The sequence below is a fragment of the Acinetobacter pollinis genome (genome assembly GCF_015627175.1).
Taxonomy (GTDB): Bacteria; Pseudomonadota; Gammaproteobacteria; order Pseudomonadales; family Moraxellaceae; genus Acinetobacter; species Acinetobacter pollinis.
On the sequence record NZ_VTDQ01000007.1, the window covers coordinates 1 to 20,736 of the forward strand.

Below are 20,736 nucleotides of genomic sequence, written 5' to 3' on the forward strand. Positions count from 1 at the left end.
CACACAGGAGTTACTAGAACATCATGGGCATCAGATTTTATGGTTACCGCCTTATAGCCCTGATTTGAATTCTATTGAAAAGACTTGGGCATGGATTAAGAAAAAGAGAAAAGAATGGCAAGAGGATTGTATTGATCGACTCTTTCAGATGTTTTTTCATTTTTGTATGAGTAATTAGATTGTTTGACTATATTTTATAAGAATAAATGAAATGAAGCTTTTAAATATTATGCAACTGATAAAAATTTACTTATGCTATAAAAAGTTATATTGATGATACGAGCTTTCATCCATGAATGAGCAAAAAACGAAACTTCATAAAATTAATGCCAAACTAGATAGAATAGGAAACTTTGCAGTTGAGGCATTTCATTACCTCGCATTATTTATTATTGGATGTTTAATTGCATGGTCAGCAGTACATACGACCATTAATATCTTTACAGAAAAGTCATTTGCATCTATTGATGATATTCTTCTCCTGTTCATTTACTTAGAACTTGGCGCGATGGTCGGTATTTACTTTAAAACCAACCATATGCCTGTACGATTTTTAATTTACATTGCAATTACTGCACTCACCAGATTACTTATTTCTGTAATTCAGCACGACCATAAAGCGGATGTTGGTTTGCTCATTGTTTCTGGCGCGATTCTTATTCTTGCACTTGCCATATTTATTGTACGTTATGCTTCTTGGCATTATCCATCTATTGTCAAAGATAAAAACTCTATACCTCGCCATCTAAAACCTGAAGATGACGAGCTTGCATAATGCAATATAGAAAAAGCGGTAAATACCGCTTTTTCTACCCATTAAAATGTAGAAATACCTGACCACTCCAAGAAGCGATATAACCAATATCTCATTTTCGATGAATCTTCATACTTTTCGTAATTTACACTCATTTGCTGACCATTCAAATTTGACCACGATGTATTAAAATAACTTTCAGCATCTTTAAATACTTTCAACTGGTTTGAACCAATTACTCGTAAGTCAGTTTCTAAATTATAATTTTTTAAATTACGTGCTGTTAAATTTGCAGAACCTAGCAACATTTCACTCTCTGCATTGCCACGCTTAATTACCAGTTTACTATGGCATTGTTCACCATGAGTATCACACCAACGTACAGGAACACCTGCCTGATGAAGTTCCATTGCCACCTGACGATTTGGCATTCCAACTTTCTGATGACCAAAAGCATCTTTATTCGGATCTAATAGAATATTTAAGTGAACACCACGTTCCTGTGCTGCTTTTAATGCTTCAATAATTTGACGCTCAGATAAATAAAACATTGCCATTTGAAGGGTTTCACCACGCTGAGTGCCTTGAATAAGTTTCAAAACAGCACGATAAATTGCCTCTTCGGTTAACACCTGTACCTGAGGTAATTGATGATTAGCTTCTTCACCCCCCATAAGTACTGCAGGTAAAGTACCACCAGACATTTGAGCGACTGGCTGTTCAGTATTTAATACATCTACAGCCGCTGCACCAGTAACGACCAAAGCAGCATTGTCATGTCTAGAACTACCCGCATGAATATTTTGCGATGTTACTAAAGCCTGCCATCCACGGGGCGTATCTACGACCAGAGTCTTGCGATGGTTCGCTTTAAAATTTAACAAGTTTAAATAACTGCGTATTGTAACTTTTTCGTCGCCAAAAGGATTTGCTAACCAACCTCTTTGATTATTATTGCCTAAATTCTGACAGCACAAGTACCACAAACCAGACCATGCTGGATTAGATGCTCTTAAAGGCGTTAAGTTTGTTTCAATGAGATCCACACCAACACGGCGTAATTTCACATATTGCTCAGGTGCAAAGCCACCATACATAGAGTTAATAGGATCAGTAAGTACAGTAATTGAAATATTCGGTTGCAAAGCACGCTTGCGAATTAAAGCTTCAGCAAGCTCTTTCGTTAAAGCACGTTGTTTCTGCTTAGACTCCCCAACCTCATCATTAAGTAAGAACATATCCAACACAATGGTCGTTTTGGCTTCATTAATCATTTTTAGCATTTCATCAAAGATTTGATGATGCTGTTCTTGTTGCCCTTGAGCATTTAAATAAGTCTGATCAGACAAAAATTGTGCATCTGTATAGTGCAACGGACCTGCATAGTCTAGCCCTACTGGTATAGGTTTTACTGTATGATAAATTGCAGATGAAGCATAGCCCACCAATAAAACGCCAGCAATCAAACACGTATACTGTTTTTTTGACCAATTTAATTTATGATGAATTCTTTGAAAAATACGCATATTAAAAAACCTAACCCTATGTTTTTAGGCTAGGTTTTCTAAACAACTTTTTCAAGCTTATTTTAGTGAAATTTTAGAAATTAAAATCCACACCTACTGTGAAGTTTCGCCCAATTTGTGGCACATTCGCAATGAATGACTCATGTTGATAAACTTTACTATCTAATAAATTATTCGCTTTGGTATATATACGATATCCCATATTTTTTGGGAGTACGCCACTGTAGGCAAAGCCTAAATTTAACATATTATAACTCTGTCCATCTGTTTCATAACTTGCAATATCATCTTGTTTAAATACATGATAATACTCTGCTGAACCTGTATATCCATTGCCAAAGTCTGCATTTACTCGTGCACCCAAGCGACCACCTGGTATACGTGGTGCATTACCTGCATCTTCTAATTTGCCACGTACATAGTCTCCAAATAAGCCAACCGTATAACGTGGTGAAAGCATATAAGAAATATCTCCATCTACACCATAAAGACGTGCCTCAGACTGTGTATATTGAATTAAACGGAAATCTTGATAGCGATCTAAAGTATTGGCATAAATAAAGTTATCAAACCAATTGTGGAATACACTCACATTATATTTCAAACGATCATTGTCAAAGTGAAAGCCCAATTCAAGATTATTTGATTTTTCTGTATCTAAATGGTCATCGCCTAGCTCATAAGTATTTGTTGCCATGTGCTTACCATTTGAGTATAACTCTTGTGCCATAGGCAAACGTTCTTGATGTGAAGCTGTTAAAGACAGCTTATAGTTTGGAACAAACTCCCAATCCGTAGAACCGGCAATAGAATAAGCAGTACCTTCAAAATTTTTCGCATCAGGATTAATATTTGCACGTTTTACATCAATCTTTTGGTGATCGATACGTGAAGACACTTGAAAATGAAGTTGATTCCACTGTTTTTGTTGTAAAGCAAATAAACTATATTTTTGGGTGGTTGTCGGATCCATTAACGCCTCATCGCCCCCAATGGTCAGCTTTTGTTGCGTATATTGTGTACCAAACTGACCTTTCCAGCCTGCCCATGCCTCATTATCTAATGTAATACGCGCATCGGTACCACGACTTTTAAAGGTCGTATCTGGTGTATCACCATCCATTTCTTGATGCTGATAGTCTGTATAGTTGACTTGTCCGGCTAGTTTTGAAAAACCTGTAAAAGGATCGTTCAACTCTGACTTTATCGCATAACGTTTTTCTTTTAAATTAATCCATGATAATGCGCCATCATCTTCCTCTTGAGCATGTCCACAAGAGTCTGCGGTAAATCCTGTTTTAGTATTATTAATTTCACATGCACCATAGGCTGCATTATCACCAGGAATACCATAGCGATCATGCCTTTCGCTATAGGATATGCCTGTAAAACCACGGTCATAAATCCAAGAAAGCCCCACGTTATAATCATGCGATTTTGCAAATGTACTGTCTTGACGACGATCCAATGTTTGCAAATCTTGAGGAAGAATATAATTGTTGGCATCACGATTTAGACCGCCTATACGCAATGCAACCTGATCACCTAACCCAATCGTTGCATTGCCCGAATATAGCATCTCATCACTTGCTGTGTTATAGCGTGCACCTATGCGCCCTTCATAACCTTTTTCAGGCATTTGTGTAGGAATCTTATTATCGACCACATTAATTAAACCACCTACAGACCCCGCACCATACAATAATGCCTCAGGGCCTTTCAAAATTTGAATCTCTTGTGCAGAGTTTGGATCTACAGTGACAGCATGATCTGGAGACACAGAAGAAACATCTAGCGCATCTCCACCATTTTCAGTGATTTTGACACGTGCCCCATCTAAACCACGAATAACAGGTCTACTTACACCTCCAGTATATTGAGCAGCATATACCCCTGACTGACCATTGAGCGCATTCCCAATGGTGGTTGCACCTTCGATCAACTGCTTTTGTTGTAAAACATGATCACCTGCTGTTGTATCCAACAGAGAACTTGGCGTTTTATCTGCTTTTAATTCGATTGGAGATAAACGATCTACCACTGATGAATCTGCCACTTGTTCAGCAAAAGCACTCTGCATGGCAACAGAAAGTAAAGACAATACAAATAAATGCTGTTTAATATACATAATTCAGGCCCAATTTTAATTATAGTTATGTTATAACATATTTATTAATTTACAAGATTTTTCTAAAGTTATTGTTTTTTATACGTTTTATAAAAAAATAATCTATTTTAAAGCCAATAACTTATGACCATTAAGTCGAAGATCCTCATTTGTATAAATTATTGTTCAAATTAAAATAGATGGCATATAATTTTTAAAAAAGAGAAACAAAAAAACGTAAATTAAGTTTCAATACCAATATAAAATGCTATATAAATCACATAAAAAATCTTTTTTATTTAAAAAATCAATGAAATTTTAAATTTCACCACAAAAAACGTTCAGTAACTTCTTGTGTTGAACTACTATTTAATTGTAAAAATATGAATATAAGAAACGCTAAGATGTCTAAAACAAACGATAGAAATAGATCAAGGACACGGTGATGATATGAAAACAACTGCAATTACCTTAAGTACAAACCCCACATTTGTGACTGAAGACGTCGCCTATATACAAGCTATTGGCGGAGAGTTTTTATTTGTATTTTCTGAAAAAAAACCCACCAATTTGAATCCGAAAGAAGCACATCTCGACACTAAAGTATATGTAGATGGTAAGTTAGGTAAACTATGGGCATGGAAAAAATACTCGTGGAAAACAAAACTTATTGTCTCTAGTTCATAATCTTATAACATCAAAAAATGAACGGAGAGCAAAAATTATAATATAGCATCTGTTTTCACACTCTAAATCGTTGTTTAAAGCCTGAAATATCTATACTCCACACAAGGTTTCATGAGGTTTTTTCCCTACCCCCTTGAGCCTAAGCCATGAAGTGGGCATAATTGAGTGTTTCTAAGTAGTAAGTAAACACTTACTTAAATAATTTTCACAAGTTTTAAATAATAGAAGTTGGACTAAGTACGCCATGATGCGAACTCATTACTGCGGCTCACTCACAGAAGCCCAAATTGATCAAACAGTTACATTATGCGGTTGGGTACACCGTCGCCGCGATCATGGCGGTGTCATCTTTCTTGATATGCGAGACCGCGATGGTCTTGTACAAGTGGTTATCGACCCTGACACGCCTGAAGCATTTGCTACTGCAGATAAAGCACGTTCAGAATTTGTATTAAAAATTACAGGTCGTGTCCGCCGTCGCTATGAAGGCACAGAAAATGCCAATATGGTAAGTGGCCAAATTGAAGTGCTCGGTAAAGACATTGAAGTATTATCTGCTTCTGAAACACCACCATTCCCACTTAATGACGAAAACATCACTGTTTCTGAAGATGTTCGCTTAAAATATCGTTTCTTAGATATTCGTCGTCCTGAGATGCTTGAGCGTTTACGTTTCCGTTCTAAAGTAACAAACCTTATTCGTAACTATTTAGACGGTCACGGTTTCTTAGATGTTGAAACTCCAATTTTAACCAAAGCAACACCTGAAGGTGCACGTGACTATCTTGTACCAAGTCGTGTATCTAACGGTAGCTTCTATGCTTTACCACAGTCACCGCAACTCTTTAAGCAATTACTTATGGTTGGTGGTATAGACCGCTACTATCAAATTGCTAAATGTTTCCGTGATGAAGACTTACGTGCAGACCGCCAACCAGAGTTTACTCAAATCGATGTTGAAACATCATTTTTAAATGATGATGAAATTATGGATTTGATGGAAGGCATGACTGTAAAAATGTTTAAAGATTTACTTAATGTCGAATTTGGTAAATTCCAACGTATGCCATACAGCGAAGCAATGCGCGACTATGCATCAGATAAACCAGACTTACGTATTCCATTAAAACTGGTTGATGTTGCAGACTTAATGCAAGAAGTCGAGTTCAAGGTATTTGCTGGACCTGCAAAAGATCCAAAAGGTCGTATTGCAGCTTTACGCGTACCAAATGCAAGCTCACTTACACGCAGCCAAATCGACGAATATACAAAATTCGTTGGAATTTATGGTGCTAAAGGCCTTGCGTACATTAAAGTCAATGAAATTGAAAAAGGCATTGAAGGGCTTCAATCACCAATTGTGAAGTTTATCGAACCTATTGTTATGCAACTTTTAGAACGCGTTGGCGCGGAAAATGGAGACATTGTCTTCTTTGGTGCAGACAAAGCGAAAGTTGTAAATGATGCAATGGGTGCTTTACGTGTTAAAATTGGTCATGATTTAAACCTTAAAACATGTGAATGGGCACCGCTTTGGGTTGTTGACTTCCCAATGTTTGAAGAAACAGATAATGGTAAATGGACATCTGTACACCACCCATTTACATTGCCAAAAAGTAGCGTAGAAGATGTGAAAAACAATCCAGGTGAAGCTCTATCTGTTGCTTACGATATGGTTTTAAATGGTACAGAGATTGGTGGTGGTTCTTTACGTATTCACACTCTCGAAATGCAAAAAGCAATTTTTGAAGCGCTTGGTATTTCGGATGAAGAAGCAGAAGATAAATTTAGCTTCTTACTGAATGCATTAAAGTTCGGTGCACCTCCGCATGGTGGTTTAGCATTTGGCTTAGACCGTCTTGTGATGTTAATGACAGATGCAAGTTCTATTCGTGATGTTATTGCATTCCCTAAAACGAAGACTGCAGAGTGTCCTCTGACAGAAGCACCGGCTCCTGTAGAAGCAACACAGCTTCGTGATTTAGGTATTCGCCTGCGTGAACAACCTAAAAAAGATGCTTAAATAATGAAATAAAAGACCCTGCTTCGCAGGGTTTTTTATTAATTGTGCTTCATGTTTCACAATGGCATAATATAGACATATATTAATAGGGAGTTCATTCTATGGCTATGCGCCCAGAAGTACGTCGTCGTGCATTGGTCATCATTGTGTTTTCTATAGTACAGTGGTGCATTATGAACTACATCATTCATAATGAACTATTTAATATGACTACTTATCAACGCATTTTATACTTCTGTGTTAGTAGTTTATCTGCTGCTTTGCTTATCTTTGTATCATTAATTTATATGGTACTAAAAGGAAATGCAGAGAATCATCAGAACTAATCGCTCTTCATATATTAAAAACAAATTTTTTAAAGCAACTATACAAATTATTTTAATTTGAATAGCTTGCTTTTTTGTTGATAGACTATTTTCGATGCAACCATTAAAAATTTTTCGCTACATCCCGCTAAAAGCACTTCAAAATATTGCTCAAGCATGTGCTTGGTGGCTAAATAGATCACCTGAAAAAGGTATGCTTCGCAAAGTCCTTATTAACTTAAAATTGGTATATCCACATTTACAAGAAAAAGAAAGAGAAAAAATTGCCAAGCAAAGTGTTATTAAACAATGTATGTCTTATGCAGAGTTTATGAAGTGTTGGGCAATGCCACCTCAGTGGAGTATAAATCAAGTGACTACGGTTCATCAGCTTGATGTACTGACTCAAGCACTTGCTGACCCAAGAGGCGCTCTCATTATTACACCTCACTTAGGCACATGGGAAATTATGAATGCATGGGTACATCAGTATGGAAAGCCCACCATTATGTATAAACCCATTAAAGAAAAAATCATGAATGACTTTGTACTTCATTCTAGAGAAGGACTACAGTCTAAACTCGTGCCAACAGATGCGACGGGCGTAAAGTTACTCTTTAAAAACTTAAAAGAAGGTGGCTTTAGTGTCATTTTACCCGATCATGTACCTCATCCTTCGGGAGGTGTCATTGTTCCTTTTTTTAGTATTCATACACTTACAAGTACATTGGCCAGTAAAATGGCTCAAAAAACGGGTTGTCGCCTTGTTGGACTCAGTTGTTTTCGTAAACCAGATGGCCAAGGCTTCGAAGTGTATTGCGATGCATTAGATAACCCTAACCTGTATAACAAAGATATTCATATTGCGACAACAGCTATGAATGAAGCGATTGAAGAAATGATTAAGCGTTCACCAAGCGATTATATGTGGGGCTACAAACGTTTCAGACATGTGCCAGATATTCCTGATGTCTACAAATAATTGTCAATTGGCAGTTAATTTATACTAACCACCAAAGACCTTTTATCATTTATCAAGATTCATTTTTTCTACAAGAGAGTAATTCAGAACTCAGAATCTCCTTTGAACAACTTTCCCAAGAAGCTGGTTGATATTCATTAGAGATTTTTCTTTCTTTTTCAGTAATATAATCTGGATGATTTATTAAAAATTTAAATCGTTCAATCCACTGTTCTAGATGATGTGGGTCTGCATAATCTATATATGATCCACCGACTTCAAGCAAAGAGCCTGTATTTGAAGATAAACAAAATTTACCTAAAGATAGACTTTCAGCGACAGGTAAGCCATAACCTTCTATAAAAGATGGATACAAAGTAAACCAACAATGTTGATATAACTGTATAAGATCAGAATCGGAGACATTATCTAAAATAAAAATTTTATCTTTAATTCGAGAATCATGATCTAAATTGTGTAGTAATTTTTCTACTTTCCAGCCCCTACGCCCAACAAAATAAACTCTCGGTAGATTCTCTACACCTTGTTCTAAGAGCTTTAAATACATTTGATAAATTAAATCATGATTTTTTCGAGTTTCAATAGTAGATACAAATAAGACATAAGGTTGATTAACCATATCTTTTAATTGCTCGCTACTCTCATTCATAACTTGCTTTATATGTAAGTCACAGCCTAAAGTCACTACTGACATTGGTGTCTTTTTATTATCTACTTTTGCTTGATACTCGGCTAATTCATTTTTAGTAAATTCAGAGTTGCAATAAAAATGATCAACTACTTTAAAGGTTTGATGTATATATTTTGAGAACAGTCGTGTATTTTGACTTAAAAAAAACTCTGGATAATTAATTGGAATCAAGTCGTGACATAAAAGCCTTAAATGAATATCTACTTTTCTTTTAATTTTTTCAAAAGCAATCATTTCACTCGAAGTTAAATTTTGTCCTACGGAAATAATTATGTCGCCATCGCAAAACTTATTACACACCATTCCCAAGTGAACTTTGAATGTATTCCAACGTTTTGCAGTGCTTCTTTTTAATTTTGGTAAAAATTTAATCTTTTTCTTTTTCATTACACAATCATGTTTCAAATTATGTAAAACCTCAGATAACTGTTGGCTCTCAATCTCAATAAAACCCAAACAATCATCAAACGTACAAAATCTAATTTCATATTTCTGCTGATATAATTGATACGCATACGAACATAACTCATACTCTGTACGCGCAATGCCACTAAATTTATCAACTTTTAAAATATTCGAAATATTTACCCAAAGCATTACTTTACACCTATAATCATCTACAATTTTATATTTCTCGGACTAGAGTCATCTAGTTCTTCATTTTCCCCATCGCTTTTAACGTATTTTTAACTAAGCGAACACCAAAAATATAGAAAAAAGAAATAAAATTAATTGTAGTTCCCTGATCAATTACAGGTCTTTTATAGTTTGCATAATGACTTGTTAATACTTTGGTATGCGATTTATTTTTTAATGCATTATATACAAAGCCAAGATCTTTATCATAACGTTCAAATCGAATAGCATGCTGATTTTTGATTTCATAAATTGCTTTCGTATAAGCCACAGGGCCCGTTACGAATAAGACACCCCTTTTTCCATAGCAATGAAATCGATAATTCCAAGCACGATAACTCAAAATATTGTCTACCACTGTATCTACAACATGCTTCATTATAGGAGAATTTTTTTCAGCGATAATAAACCACTGCTGATACTCTCCATGAGCTATGTTTAGATTTTCTCTTAAGCAACGAAATAATCCTGCACCTTCATCTTTCTGGCCAGGTTCATTCTGCCATTGAGTAACAATAAATTGGTCATCTGATTGAATGACATCACTTAATGGATAAATACAGGTACTTTTAATATCTAAATACACACCACCTTCTTTATACAGCACTAAGTATCTAAATAAATCTGCTTTAGCAGCACCATAAATCGGATTAATTTTTAGATATGCAGTTAAGACTTTCTCATCAAAGTTTTTTCGAATATATTCTAAAATATCTTCATCTGTATAAAATCGATATTCCCAATCTGGATTTAAGCTTTTAAGACCTTCCACAATTTCAAGAATTTCTGGTGGAAGTGCTTCACTTCTATACGTTTGGTGAATGATTTTAGGAATAACCATCGATTACTTTCTTCCGTACAAGCTATCATCAAAATGAATAATATCATCTTCAAAAATAGTAATATATCTTAGACACTCTATGACTGGCATTTGCTATAGGGTTTAAAGATGAATAAGGCATGCTGAATCGCCAATAACACGAAGCAACTCAGGTCAACTCAAGATACGCCGTTTCAGTTGTTTAACATTCAACAGCTGAAACAGTCATTTTTCTTTGAAAACTTAACTATTGTATATTCATTACATCCGTTCCCAATCTGCAAAATCATTACCATGCTACCTAAAATCATTTAAACCCCATGAATCAATCTAAGTTAAATCGACGATTGTCGAGTTGAATTTCTCGACGTGTAAATTTAAAAATCCCTTTAATTTGATGGACACCTAAAGACAATTGCTGTACGACTCTATTTTTTTTATACTTTATTTTTGCAATAGATGAAGTAAGCGCATTATTTTCATGATTGTTCTTTATAAAACCAATCACTGAACTGTGCATTGCAGGCACTTTTACCTGATACATCTCTGCTTTATCACTTTGTAATGCTGCAGCAGGCTCTATCTGATACCCAATTAAACTATAACAATTCCATATAAACTCATCTGCTAGTTTAGGATAAGTATGCTCTAAACGTTTAAGTAACTTATTCGCACCAGATGGAAATAAAATATAAGCTGCCGCTCCACTACGGTCTTGGTACAACTCAAATAAATGATAATTTTGTGCTACCGTTGCAACACACTGTTTGGAAATCATTTTTTTTCGTCCATGTACCTCTAAATTTACAACATCAATATTTTTAAGTGTTGCGACATCATGAAGAATATTTTTTAAATCTCTGACTAAAACAGCATCATCTTCTAGAATTAAACAAGGTGCATTTGCTTCAATAACAGCCGTCCATGCCTTCTTATGACTGAGAAAGCAAGCTAGTTCTGACTGTTTCATTGGACGTTGGCCATTAAAAGCCAAACGCTCATAGTCCTTTGTTGATATTTCCTCAATAGAAACAGCAGGTAGTCTTTCAAATGTTAATCCAAGCTTTTTGAACTGTGTTTCTTGTTGCTTCAAACGATCAGTACATTGCTCTAAATTAATAATGAAAACATTCAATGAAACTTACTCCGAGATATCTCTATCATTTTGTTCGTGCCATAACATTAGATATTTATCTAATGTATACCCCATTGTCGCAATCGCAAAAATAAGCCCATAACCTTTGGTACGCCATGCTGAACGCAGAACATACTCTCGGATAAATGAAACAAATGCTCTTAAAAATGCACTTATCAACCATATAGATTTCTTTTTAAGTGCATTTTGCTGTGCCCATTGATGACTATACTGAATATTCTTGTATAAAAAATGAAAAAGGCTATCATTTGTATGATGATAGAGCACACCTTGGAGTATTTCTCTCCGTATTGCTTTGCGGTCTAAGGACTCATGTACTTCTGCATCACTAAAATCAAACGATTGTCTTGCATATAAACGATCATAAGCATCAAAATAACCTTGACGAACAACCCTGCCACAAAAATAGTCGCGTCGATTGAATGCATATACGACATCGGTTTTTACAGGTTGTTGAAGAATATTTAAAATTGATGCTCTTAATGTATGATCTAAACGCTCATCTGCATCTAGTACCAAAATATAATCAGACGTCGCATAGGATTGCGCTATTTGACGTTGCTTACCAAAGCCTTGCCAATGGGTATTTATGTACCATTTTGCACCATAACGTATTGCAATCTCTCTCGTTAAATCTGTACTTCCAGAATCAAGTAAAACAATCTCATCGACTAAATCTTTCACTGTATCTAGGCAAGCAGCAAGATGCCGTGCCTCATTCTTTACAATCATGACTAAAGATACAGTAGATCGTTTATTTTCTGGCACTAAAACCGTTTGTTTTTCAGTTTCTAAAAGCGATTTTTTAAAGGTTTGTTCTGCTTTATTTTCGGCAAGATCATATAAAATCGCGTATTTATTAAATGTATATTGAGCAAATAAAGCTGCATAAAACAGGCCATACTTACCCATTAAGAAGCGACCATCGACAATATACTGTTTAAAAAAAGCCCAAAAAGAACGCAAAAAGATCGATGAAACAGATACTCTTTTTCCTTTTGGAAAACGATCCTCTGCCCATGCTTTTGCATAAGAAAGTCTTTTATCTAACCAAAATAACGGTGTATCGGCAGTATGATGTAATAAAAAACCGTCTAATTTTTTACATGTTGCATGATTTAAATCGACAGATTCATGCACAAGATTATCGTTATACTGATAATTTTTAGGGTACAAACGCCAATGTGCTTTTACTGGCCAGTACGGATTATCTATCTTATGCCCAAAAATACAATCTATGCGTTTAATACCATACACCACCTGTTCAGGCGGATTTTTAATGACTTCTAGAATACTATCTCGCAGATGAGGAGTAATTTCTTCATCAGCATCTAATGCGAGAATCCAATCTCCAGTTGCATATTGCTGTGCTATCTGACGTTGCTTACCAAAACCTGGCCAATTGGTATTGCGATACCATTGTCCACCTGCTTGTTGAACCAAGGTTTGCCCATGATCCGTACTGCCAGAGTCAAGCACAATCAACTCATCAATCCAACCATGCAGTGCAGGTAAACTTTTTTCTAAATTTTTAGCCTCATTCTTCACAATCATAACCACACTTAAACGGTATGGTCTAGGTTGCTGATTAATTGCAGTTCCTGAAGTCATCATTACTGCCACGCGTCTTTAATCCAATCTGATGGCAAGACATAGCGGTACCATTTTCCACCTGTCCCATTAATCGCATCCGGTGGATTAATTTCACCATGGAAAATAATCACTTTTACACCAGCGGGTTTAATAGGTGGCTTAAAATAAGCAAAGGGAATTTTATGTAAGCAATGATATTTATAACTTTTACACCAACTGTCTGGCCAATACGTTAATGTGCCATGTTGGTCAATAAACCATGAGAGATAAGCTTGCTCATTACGAAACTTTTGTCTAATGTCGTCAAAGTTTTTTCTAAAATAAGGAAGTACTTCTGGAAATGCTCCAATTTTAAAGCGATATACCGAACTATTTCCTGTAATACGCCAAGGTCTTTTCCAGTCATGAATAATTAAAAAATCACCTTCTTGTTGGAAAAAACAATCGATATTATCAACAATGACTACATCTAGATCTAGAAATAAGGCATTTCCTTGTAAACCATATAAATCGGGTTCAAATGTAGACAGTTTATTCCAACCACGTTCAGGGCTACCTTCAGGTAAATCTAAAGGTGGAATTGGATAACACTCTACTTCTGGCGTAATTCCTTCAGAAATATCCGTGAGACAAACCATCTTAAATGGCAACGTTAAATGGCGTTTGACCATGTTATATAAACGATTCACATATTCAGCACCATATTTTGTGCCCCATTTCATACACAAAATAATATTTTCTTGCACATCCTGTGCTTCTGACTTTTGAGAATCTAACATGTTACGCTACCTACTATTCATAGCCACTGACCTGACAACGGGGCAATTTTAGCATAAAGCCCATAAGGCAGATATAAAAAAAGGCGAACTTCATCGTTCACCTTTTTTATCAAAGATTCAAACTAGTTTACATATGTTAACCAATGTTCATACTTTGGATTTTTACCTTGCACAGCATCAAAGAATGCTGCTTGCAGTTCTGTTGTGATTGGGCCACGTTTGCCTTCACCAATTTGACGATCATCATACTCACGAATTGGTGTTACTTCTGCCGCAGTACCTGTGAAGAAGGCTTCATCTGCAATATAAAATTCGTCACGTGTAATACGGCGCTCTACAACCTCATACCCGAGATCTTTAGCAATGGTAATAATCGTCTGACGTGTAATTCCTTCGAGTGCACCACCCGCTAAATCAGGTGTATGTAGTACACCATCTTTAATGAGGAATACATTTTCGCCAGAACCTTGGCACACGAAACCTTGTGGATCCATAAGCATTGCTTCGTCGTAACCTGCATGAGCAACTTCTTGGTGTGCCAAAATAGACACTGTATAGTTACCACAAGCTTTTGCTTTACACATTGTCACGTTAGGATGATGGTGTGTAAATGAAGATGTTTTCACACGAATACCCTGTGCCATCGCCTCTTCACCCAAATACGCACCCCAACCCCATGCAGCAACTGCAGCATGAATTGAGTTATCTGTTGAAGCAATACCTAGCTTTTCAGAACCAATCCAAATAAATGGACGTAAGTAACACGAATTTAATTTATTTTCACGTACTACATCAATTTGAGCTTGTTCCAACGTCGCTTGGTCATAAGTTACTTTCATCTGATAAATCTTTGCAGAGTTCAGTAAGCGCTTAGTATGATCTTTTAAACGAAAAATTGCAGGGCCTTTTGCCGTTTCATAAGCACGTACACCTTCAAAGACACCCATACTGTAGTGTAACGTATGTGTTAAGACGTGGATTTTTGCATCACGCCAATCAATTAATTTTCCATCTTGCCAAATAAAACCATCACGATCAGCCAAATTCATGGCGCATACTCCAAATTTCTACATTATTATTGACTGTCCAAGACATTTTCTGCCGTTGGATCAATTAGTTTTTGCCACAATTTGCAAACGATCTCGCGGGTGTCTTGCCAATCCGTTGCTTGGACTTGCATGTTATGATTTGCAAGGGCTAAACGGTGGCTTTCGGCTCGTTCACTCAGGTAAGCTTGAATCAAAGCCTGCGCTTCGGCATTGGATAAAGTGCCAAGTCTTGCAGCATCTTCTAAGATTCGAACATTGTCAGAGTAGCGGGCGAGATCAGGTTTCGTCCCACTCCATGCCAACACCATATACTGTGCCATAAATTCAATATCAACGATACCACCTGCATCCTGTTTTAAATGAAAAATACCTGATTTTTTTTCTGTCTCATTTGAACCTAAATGATCTTTCATCTTCTGACGCATTTTCAGTACTTCATGTTGAACACTCTGAATATCACGTATTTGTGTGAGTACATTTATACGAATTTGCTCAAACTGCTCCCTTAAACAGTCATCGCCTGCTATTGAGCGTGCTCGCACCAATGCTTGATGCTCCCACAGCCATGCACTTTTTTCTTGATACAAACCATATGCACGTAAACTGGTCACCAACACGCCAGACTCCCCAGAAGGACGAAGGCGCGTATCAATTTCATAGGCACGACCATCTAAAGTTTGTGTGGTCATCAGTGACATAAACTTTTGCGCAACTTTTAAAGCAAATTCGAAACTGGTAATTTGCTTTAAACCATCCGTATCGGCTTGCTCATCTAAATCATGAATAAACACCAAATCTAAATCAGACCCATAACCTAACTCTATACCACCGAGCTTGCCATAACCAATAACAATGAAACCCTTAGTATCTAAGGTACATCGCTGACCACTTTTAAGAACAGGAAAGCCAAATCGGTCAGCAACTGCTCGATATGCCAAATGTAAAGTAGTTTCTACACTCACCTCTGCAATATCTGTCAGTGCATCTGAAACTTTCATTAAAGGACTTTCAGCCAAAACATCACTAGCAGCCACAGTTAATACATGACTTTTTTTAAACAAGCGTAGTACGCGCATCTGATCTTCAATTTGATCTGCTTCAACACGCAAAAGTTGATGACGCATAGCATCTTGTAAATCTAGACGAGTAGGTAATTCAAAATCCATAGATAAAAAATCATCTAGTAATACAGGATACTGTGTTAATTCCTGACAAATCCAAGGGCTAACAACAGCCATCTTAATCAGCCTTTGTAGAGCACCTTTGTTCTCAATGAGCATGACCAGATAGACTGTACGCCTCAATACAGACTCAACAAGTGGCATTAAACGTAAAAGTGCAGTTTGAGGTGATTCGGATTCTAAGATCAGTTCAACAAATGGTGGCCAAAATGCTTTTAATCGCTCAAGTGCTTGTGCGGGTAGCTTTTTTACAGCATTACTTGACCAAAACTCTTCTACCAATTGTTGTCCACGCTCATCTAAATAGACAATTAGACGTTGCTGTAAATCTTCGTTATTTTTTTCTACAACTTGTCCATCAATATTTTCTTGAATGAGTAATTTAAACTGTGCTTTAACGACTTCACGCTTTTTATCCAAATCAGATAAAAATAAGCACCAATTGCTATAGCCGAGCCCTACCAATAAACGCGCTTTTAAATCTTCATCAGTCGGCAAAGACTGTGTTTGTTGATCATTTAATGCTTGAATAGCATGTTCAACCCGTCTTAAAAAAATGTATGCATCTTTAAGCTCTCTTACAACAGAAGGTGCAAGCAAGTCTACCTCTGCAAGATGCTCAAGATTAACTAAACACTGCCTGTCTTGCAGCTCAAGTTTAGCTCCGCCATAAATAAGCTGAAAGACCTGTACAATAAACTCAATTTCCCGAATACCACCTGCCCCAAGCTTAATATCGTCTTGTAAATTTCGCCGTACCACTTCCTTCTCTATCATGCTCTTCATGTCACGCATTGCAGAAAAAGCTGTGTAATCGACATAACGACGGAAAACAAAAGGACGTGTCATCGCAAGAAGTTCTTGTCCTTTTTCCATACCTGTAATAATTCTTGCTTTAATCCAAGCGTAGCGCTCCCACTCTCGACCATGTTGAATTAAATATTTTTCTAATCCAGCATAACTCATTGCCAAAGGTGAGCCATCTCCCCAAGGTCGTAAGCGCATATCTACTCTAAAAACAAATCCATCTGCTGTAATATGATCTAAAAGATAGATCAGTTTTTGCCCCCATAAAATGCAAAACTGTTGAACATCTATCGTTTTTCTGCCATTGGTTTCCCCTTGCTCATCAAATGCAAAAATAAGATCTATATCACTCGATAGATTTAACTCTTGTGCACCTAATTTACCCATACCAATCACAATAAGGTCTTGCACTAACCCATCACAACCAATGGGTTCTCCATATTTTTCTAATAAAGGTTTTTTCGAGAAATCTTTGGCTTCATTAATACAAACATCTGCAAAATCAGACAATTCTTTAGTGAGTTGAATAACATTTGTTAATTGATTTACATCTTGCCAGATCCATCGGAACATTAATCTTGCACGTAGAACCCGTAAAATCTTCATCCACTGTTGTTCATTTTCACAATTTTGTAGAGTCTTTTGCGTCAGTTGCACAATTTCACGTTGTGAAAGTAAGCTTAAGTATTTATCTAATTTATAATCTTCTTCAATTTGCTCACGGTAAATAGAAAACACTTGAGTGGCATACACACTTGCGTTTAATGTTTTTTCTAGTTGTTCTCTATTCATGATTTAACCTGTACCACGTCCAATATATACAAGTTAAACATAAAATAATTTACATGCTTTGTCTTTATAACTTTTCGAATTTATACAGCAACTTTCTCTACCCGATGTTTAATATTATGGTCTTGTTGTATATTCGGTAATAAAATCTCAAAAGTTGTTCCTAAGCCTTTTTGAGAAGTTACCTTAATTTCACCATGATTTAAATCTACAAATCGCTTACAGAGAACTAGTCCTAGGCCTGTACCTTTCTCACCAGCAGTCCCTGTTAAAGAGGTTTTAATTTTTGGCTGAAAAATCTCAATTTGTTGCTTTTCATCCATACCTAATCCGGTGTCGGTAATTGAAATACGAACATGATCTTGATCATTTTCAGCAGAAATGATTACTTTCCCCATACCATCTGTTGGGGTAAATTTAAGTGCGTTTGAGACAAGGTTCTGCAAAATAGACGTAACCATATTAATGTCTGCATACACCTCAAGCTCATCTGGTATCTGGTCAATTAACTGAATCTTTTTATTCATTGCTAGACTGTTTAAAACACCTGTAACAATTTGGCTTGATCGATGCAAACAAAAAGCCTTAGGGTGATAGACAAAATGTCCACCTTCAGCCATTGCCCAGTTCAGTAAATTTTCAAGTAAATGATAGGTTGATTGCGCTGTGTCATTTAAATAATTGGCGATACGTTGCAAACTATCTGGATCTAATGTTCTAATTTCATCTGCGAGCACTTCTGAAAAACCTAACAACCCATGAAATGGTGCACGTAAATCATGTGCAATAATTTGGAAAAACTTTGTTTGGCTATAGGTTAAAGCAGAAAAGTTATCATTTATCTCTTTTAACTCTGCATGCGACTGTTTTAAAAGAATATATTCATTTAAGTCTTCACATACTTCTTCAGCTTCTTCAGTAGCTAAATATACTTCATTTTCATCTTTCTCATTACACAGCAGTATAAAACCTATGGTTTCTTTTCCTTGACCTATTGGAAAAGCTGCAACGTGTTTTACAGGGAAAAAATGAGATTCTATAAGTTGTTTAATTTCAAGATATTGAATATGGCTTGAATTTATACATCGCTGATTTTGAATATAATCGGTTAACGTTGTCGTAAGTGTAGACGGTATAGCATGTGTTTCTAAACCATTCTGGACGTGTGTAATATATTTCCATGCATAGGGTTCATCTTTAAAAATACAAATACTATGCTCAAAATTTGTTGTTTTTACTCGACGTAGACACCGCATTAATTTATTATTTTTTGCGGAAGAATCAAGCAAAAGTGCACGATGACATGCGCTTAATTGCTCAATGTGATCGATATATGATACTGCCATGTGTCCCTCTCATATCATTGTTTTCTAGTTTTCACTACGGAGAAACCTTACGTAGATAGTGTTAACGGTTTTTACAAAAAAATCAAATAATGAATAGAACTTTTACACTTAATTAATTTATTTTTAATCTACTATCGTTAAAAAGTATAAGTGTCACATTTAAATTTTTTTCTGCAAAACAAAACACATTTATAAAAAAATGAATTAAATTAAGTAACTTATGTGTTTTTGATAATAAGCAATACAAATGAAAGGTTTACATTATAAATTGATGATTCAATATTCCAATGATAACAATTCAAAATAACAATCATGTATCGAATTAACGGCAAATAAATAAAGCATTTGACTCAACGGTTCAAAATCATAACCTGAATTGTAAATAAAACCTAAGAATTAATTAAAATTTCACATAAAAATAGGCTCGTATTGAGCCTATCAGATCTATTGAATAAACGACCTCTCATCTTGCAGCATTCCTGTCTTAGAATGGCACGCAATATATTCATAATATTGAGACTTTGCAGGCAATACCATGACTTCATGAAAGAGTTTTAAAGAGATATTAAACTGCATTTCCCTAACATACGACATAAACTCTGCAAAAATTGCAGTATGTGTTTCATGAGACTTCGCCCAGTTCTCTAAATGTTTTAAATCCTTAAAATGTGCCAGCCCAAACGTCTTGTCAATTTCGTCGCCTGTATCTTTATCTAACACACGCATATATCGACAACTCAGACATCCCTCTTTCTTTCCATCATGGGCTAAAAAATTCATACCATGACGCAGAATCGGCTCTACATGCTTTAAATAAATATTTCTTTCATTACCAACCGTATGACTCCAGTCCTGCCCAGAGCGAATTAAACTTAAGTTTTCCTTACCTTTAATCTGTATTCTTTTCTTACTCACCTGAATTCTACTTTCTGTAGTAATACTTTCTGCTTGCAATAAATGAGTTTGCGCTATAGGTAATCGATCTCTCATACTTCCATAATATCCATGCTCTTGAATCTCACCACTCATTCCCTTTGCAAGATGTGCCAACCCTTCTGGTGTCTTAGGATCTGAGAAAATCATTTCGAACTCGGAAATTTTGGGATAATAAACCTCAAGAAAGTAACCACAACACTCCGCTTCACGCTCTTTATCTTTCCACCATACTTCAAAGCCAGAAGATCTAAACCATGCTTCAAATACTTGAGTGGATGACCAGTACATTGTCACAACCAGATGATAAAACCCAAGATGATCTCTATAAGTGGATGGAACCCAATATTCAGGCAGATGATTTTTCTGAAAATATTGGGTCACTTTTCGATGCTCATCAAAATGAATGCTTTGCAAAGACTGAATTGCAAAGTAGACCACCACAAATTGTTCTGCATTATTTTCAAAGCGAGATGTCCATGCAGGAAATGGAGGCAGATACTCTTTATCTGCCTTATGATGTGGACATGTACGCTTCTCCTGTAAGTCTCTAGGAATAGCCGATTCCACAA

Annotated in this window: 17 protein-coding genes; 6 read left to right on the forward strand and 11 right to left on the reverse strand. The window is 36.1% G+C overall.

All coding sequences use genetic code 11. From position 1 onward, the window contains the following. Positions 1-178: transposase (locus tag I2F23_RS04455; protein ID WP_195771363.1), on the forward strand; the 178-nt coding region annotated here is incomplete at its 5' end. Between the two features lie 114 nt (positions 179-292). Next, complete coding sequence (locus tag I2F23_RS04460; RefSeq protein WP_195771364.1) at positions 293-775, forward strand: phosphate-starvation-inducible protein PsiE; 483 nt, start codon at positions 293-295, stop codon at positions 773-775. Positions 776-816: 41 nt separating this feature from the next. On the opposite strand, the gene I2F23_RS04465 is transcribed toward I2F23_RS04460, so the two are convergent. Together I2F23_RS04465 and znuD are read right to left on the reverse strand one after the other, a co-directional pair. After that, positions 817-2,280 carry a phospholipase D-like domain-containing protein gene (locus I2F23_RS04465; RefSeq protein WP_195771365.1) on the reverse strand — a complete coding sequence of 488 codons (1,464 nt, stop codon included), beginning with the start codon at positions 2,278-2,280 and terminating at the stop codon, positions 817-819. Positions 2,281-2,353: 73 nt separating this feature from the next. Further along, the gene (gene znuD / locus I2F23_RS04470) at positions 2,354-4,408 is read right to left on the reverse strand and encodes a zinc piracy TonB-dependent receptor ZnuD (protein WP_195771366.1); all 2,055 of its coding nucleotides are present in this window, start codon (positions 4,406-4,408) and stop codon (positions 2,354-2,356) included. A gap of 429 nt (positions 4,409-4,837) precedes the next feature. On the opposite strand from znuD, the gene I2F23_RS04475 reads away from it, so the two are divergent. The 4 genes from I2F23_RS04475 to I2F23_RS04490 all read left to right on the forward strand — a co-directional run bounded on the left by I2F23_RS04475 (position 4,838) and on the right by I2F23_RS04490 (position 8,384). After that, positions 4,838-5,074: a hypothetical protein gene (locus I2F23_RS04475; RefSeq protein ID WP_195771367.1), complete on the forward strand. Its 237-nt coding sequence runs from the start codon at positions 4,838-4,840 to the stop codon at positions 5,072-5,074. Positions 5,075-5,318: 244 nt separating this feature from the next. Further along, on the forward strand, positions 5,319-7,097 hold the full coding sequence (aspS, locus tag I2F23_RS04480) for an aspartate--tRNA ligase (RefSeq protein WP_195771368.1): 1,779 nt from the start codon (positions 5,319-5,321) through the stop codon (positions 7,095-7,097). Between the two features lie 101 nt (positions 7,098-7,198). Further along, positions 7,199-7,423, forward strand: a complete 225-nt coding sequence (locus tag I2F23_RS04485; protein WP_195771369.1) for a hypothetical protein — start codon at positions 7,199-7,201, stop codon at positions 7,421-7,423. 94 nt (positions 7,424-7,517) lie between these two features. Further along, the gene (locus I2F23_RS04490) at positions 7,518-8,384 is read left to right on the forward strand and encodes a lysophospholipid acyltransferase family protein (RefSeq protein WP_195771370.1); all 867 of its coding nucleotides are present in this window, start codon (positions 7,518-7,520) and stop codon (positions 8,382-8,384) included. A 52-nt stretch (positions 8,385-8,436) separates the two neighbouring features. On the opposite strand, the gene I2F23_RS04495 is transcribed toward I2F23_RS04490, so the two are convergent. The 9 genes from I2F23_RS04495 to I2F23_RS04535 all read right to left on the reverse strand — a co-directional run bounded on the left by I2F23_RS04495 (position 8,437) and on the right by I2F23_RS04535 (position 20,734). Continuing rightward, the gene (locus I2F23_RS04495) at positions 8,437-9,672 is read right to left on the reverse strand and encodes a glycosyltransferase family 4 protein (protein WP_195771371.1); all 1,236 of its coding nucleotides are present in this window, start codon (positions 9,670-9,672) and stop codon (positions 8,437-8,439) included. Between the two features lie 52 nt (positions 9,673-9,724). Further along, the gene (locus I2F23_RS04500; RefSeq protein ID WP_195771372.1) at positions 9,725-10,552 is read right to left on the reverse strand and encodes a glycosyltransferase family 32 protein; all 828 of its coding nucleotides are present in this window, start codon (positions 10,550-10,552) and stop codon (positions 9,725-9,727) included. Positions 10,553-10,856: 304 nt separating this feature from the next. Further along, positions 10,857-11,666 carry a glycosyltransferase family 25 protein gene (locus I2F23_RS04505; RefSeq protein WP_195771373.1) on the reverse strand — a complete coding sequence of 270 codons (810 nt, stop codon included), beginning with the start codon at positions 11,664-11,666 and terminating at the stop codon, positions 10,857-10,859. 6 nt (positions 11,667-11,672) lie between these two features. Then, positions 11,673-13,301 carry a glycosyltransferase family 2 protein gene (locus I2F23_RS04510; RefSeq protein WP_228284753.1) on the reverse strand — a complete coding sequence of 543 codons (1,629 nt, stop codon included), beginning with the start codon at positions 13,299-13,301 and terminating at the stop codon, positions 11,673-11,675. Beyond that, positions 13,301-14,059 (reverse strand): glycosyltransferase, encoded by a 759-nt coding sequence (locus tag I2F23_RS04515; protein ID WP_195771374.1) that lies wholly within the window; start codon positions 14,057-14,059, stop codon positions 13,301-13,303. Before I2F23_RS04515 ends, I2F23_RS04510 begins: the two co-directional genes overlap by 1 nt. Positions 14,060-14,181: 122 nt before the next feature. Continuing rightward, positions 14,182-15,108 carry a branched-chain amino acid transaminase gene (locus tag I2F23_RS04520; protein WP_195771375.1) on the reverse strand — a complete coding sequence of 309 codons (927 nt, stop codon included), beginning with the start codon at positions 15,106-15,108 and terminating at the stop codon, positions 14,182-14,184. 26 nt (positions 15,109-15,134) lie between these two features. Then, complete coding sequence (gene glnE, locus I2F23_RS04525; protein WP_195771376.1) at positions 15,135-17,888, reverse strand: bifunctional [glutamate--ammonia ligase]-adenylyl-L-tyrosine phosphorylase/[glutamate--ammonia-ligase] adenylyltransferase; 2,754 nt, start codon at positions 17,886-17,888, stop codon at positions 15,135-15,137. A gap of 80 nt (positions 17,889-17,968) precedes the next feature. After that, positions 17,969-19,231, reverse strand: coding sequence for a sensor histidine kinase (locus tag I2F23_RS04530; protein ID WP_195771377.1), 1,263 nt, complete (start codon positions 19,229-19,231; stop codon positions 17,969-17,971). Positions 19,232-19,675: 444 nt separating this feature from the next. Then, positions 19,676-20,734, reverse strand: coding sequence for a phenylacetaldoxime dehydratase family protein (locus I2F23_RS04535; protein ID WP_195771378.1), 1,059 nt, complete (start codon positions 20,732-20,734; stop codon positions 19,676-19,678). Positions 20,735-20,736: the final 2 nt, after the last annotated feature.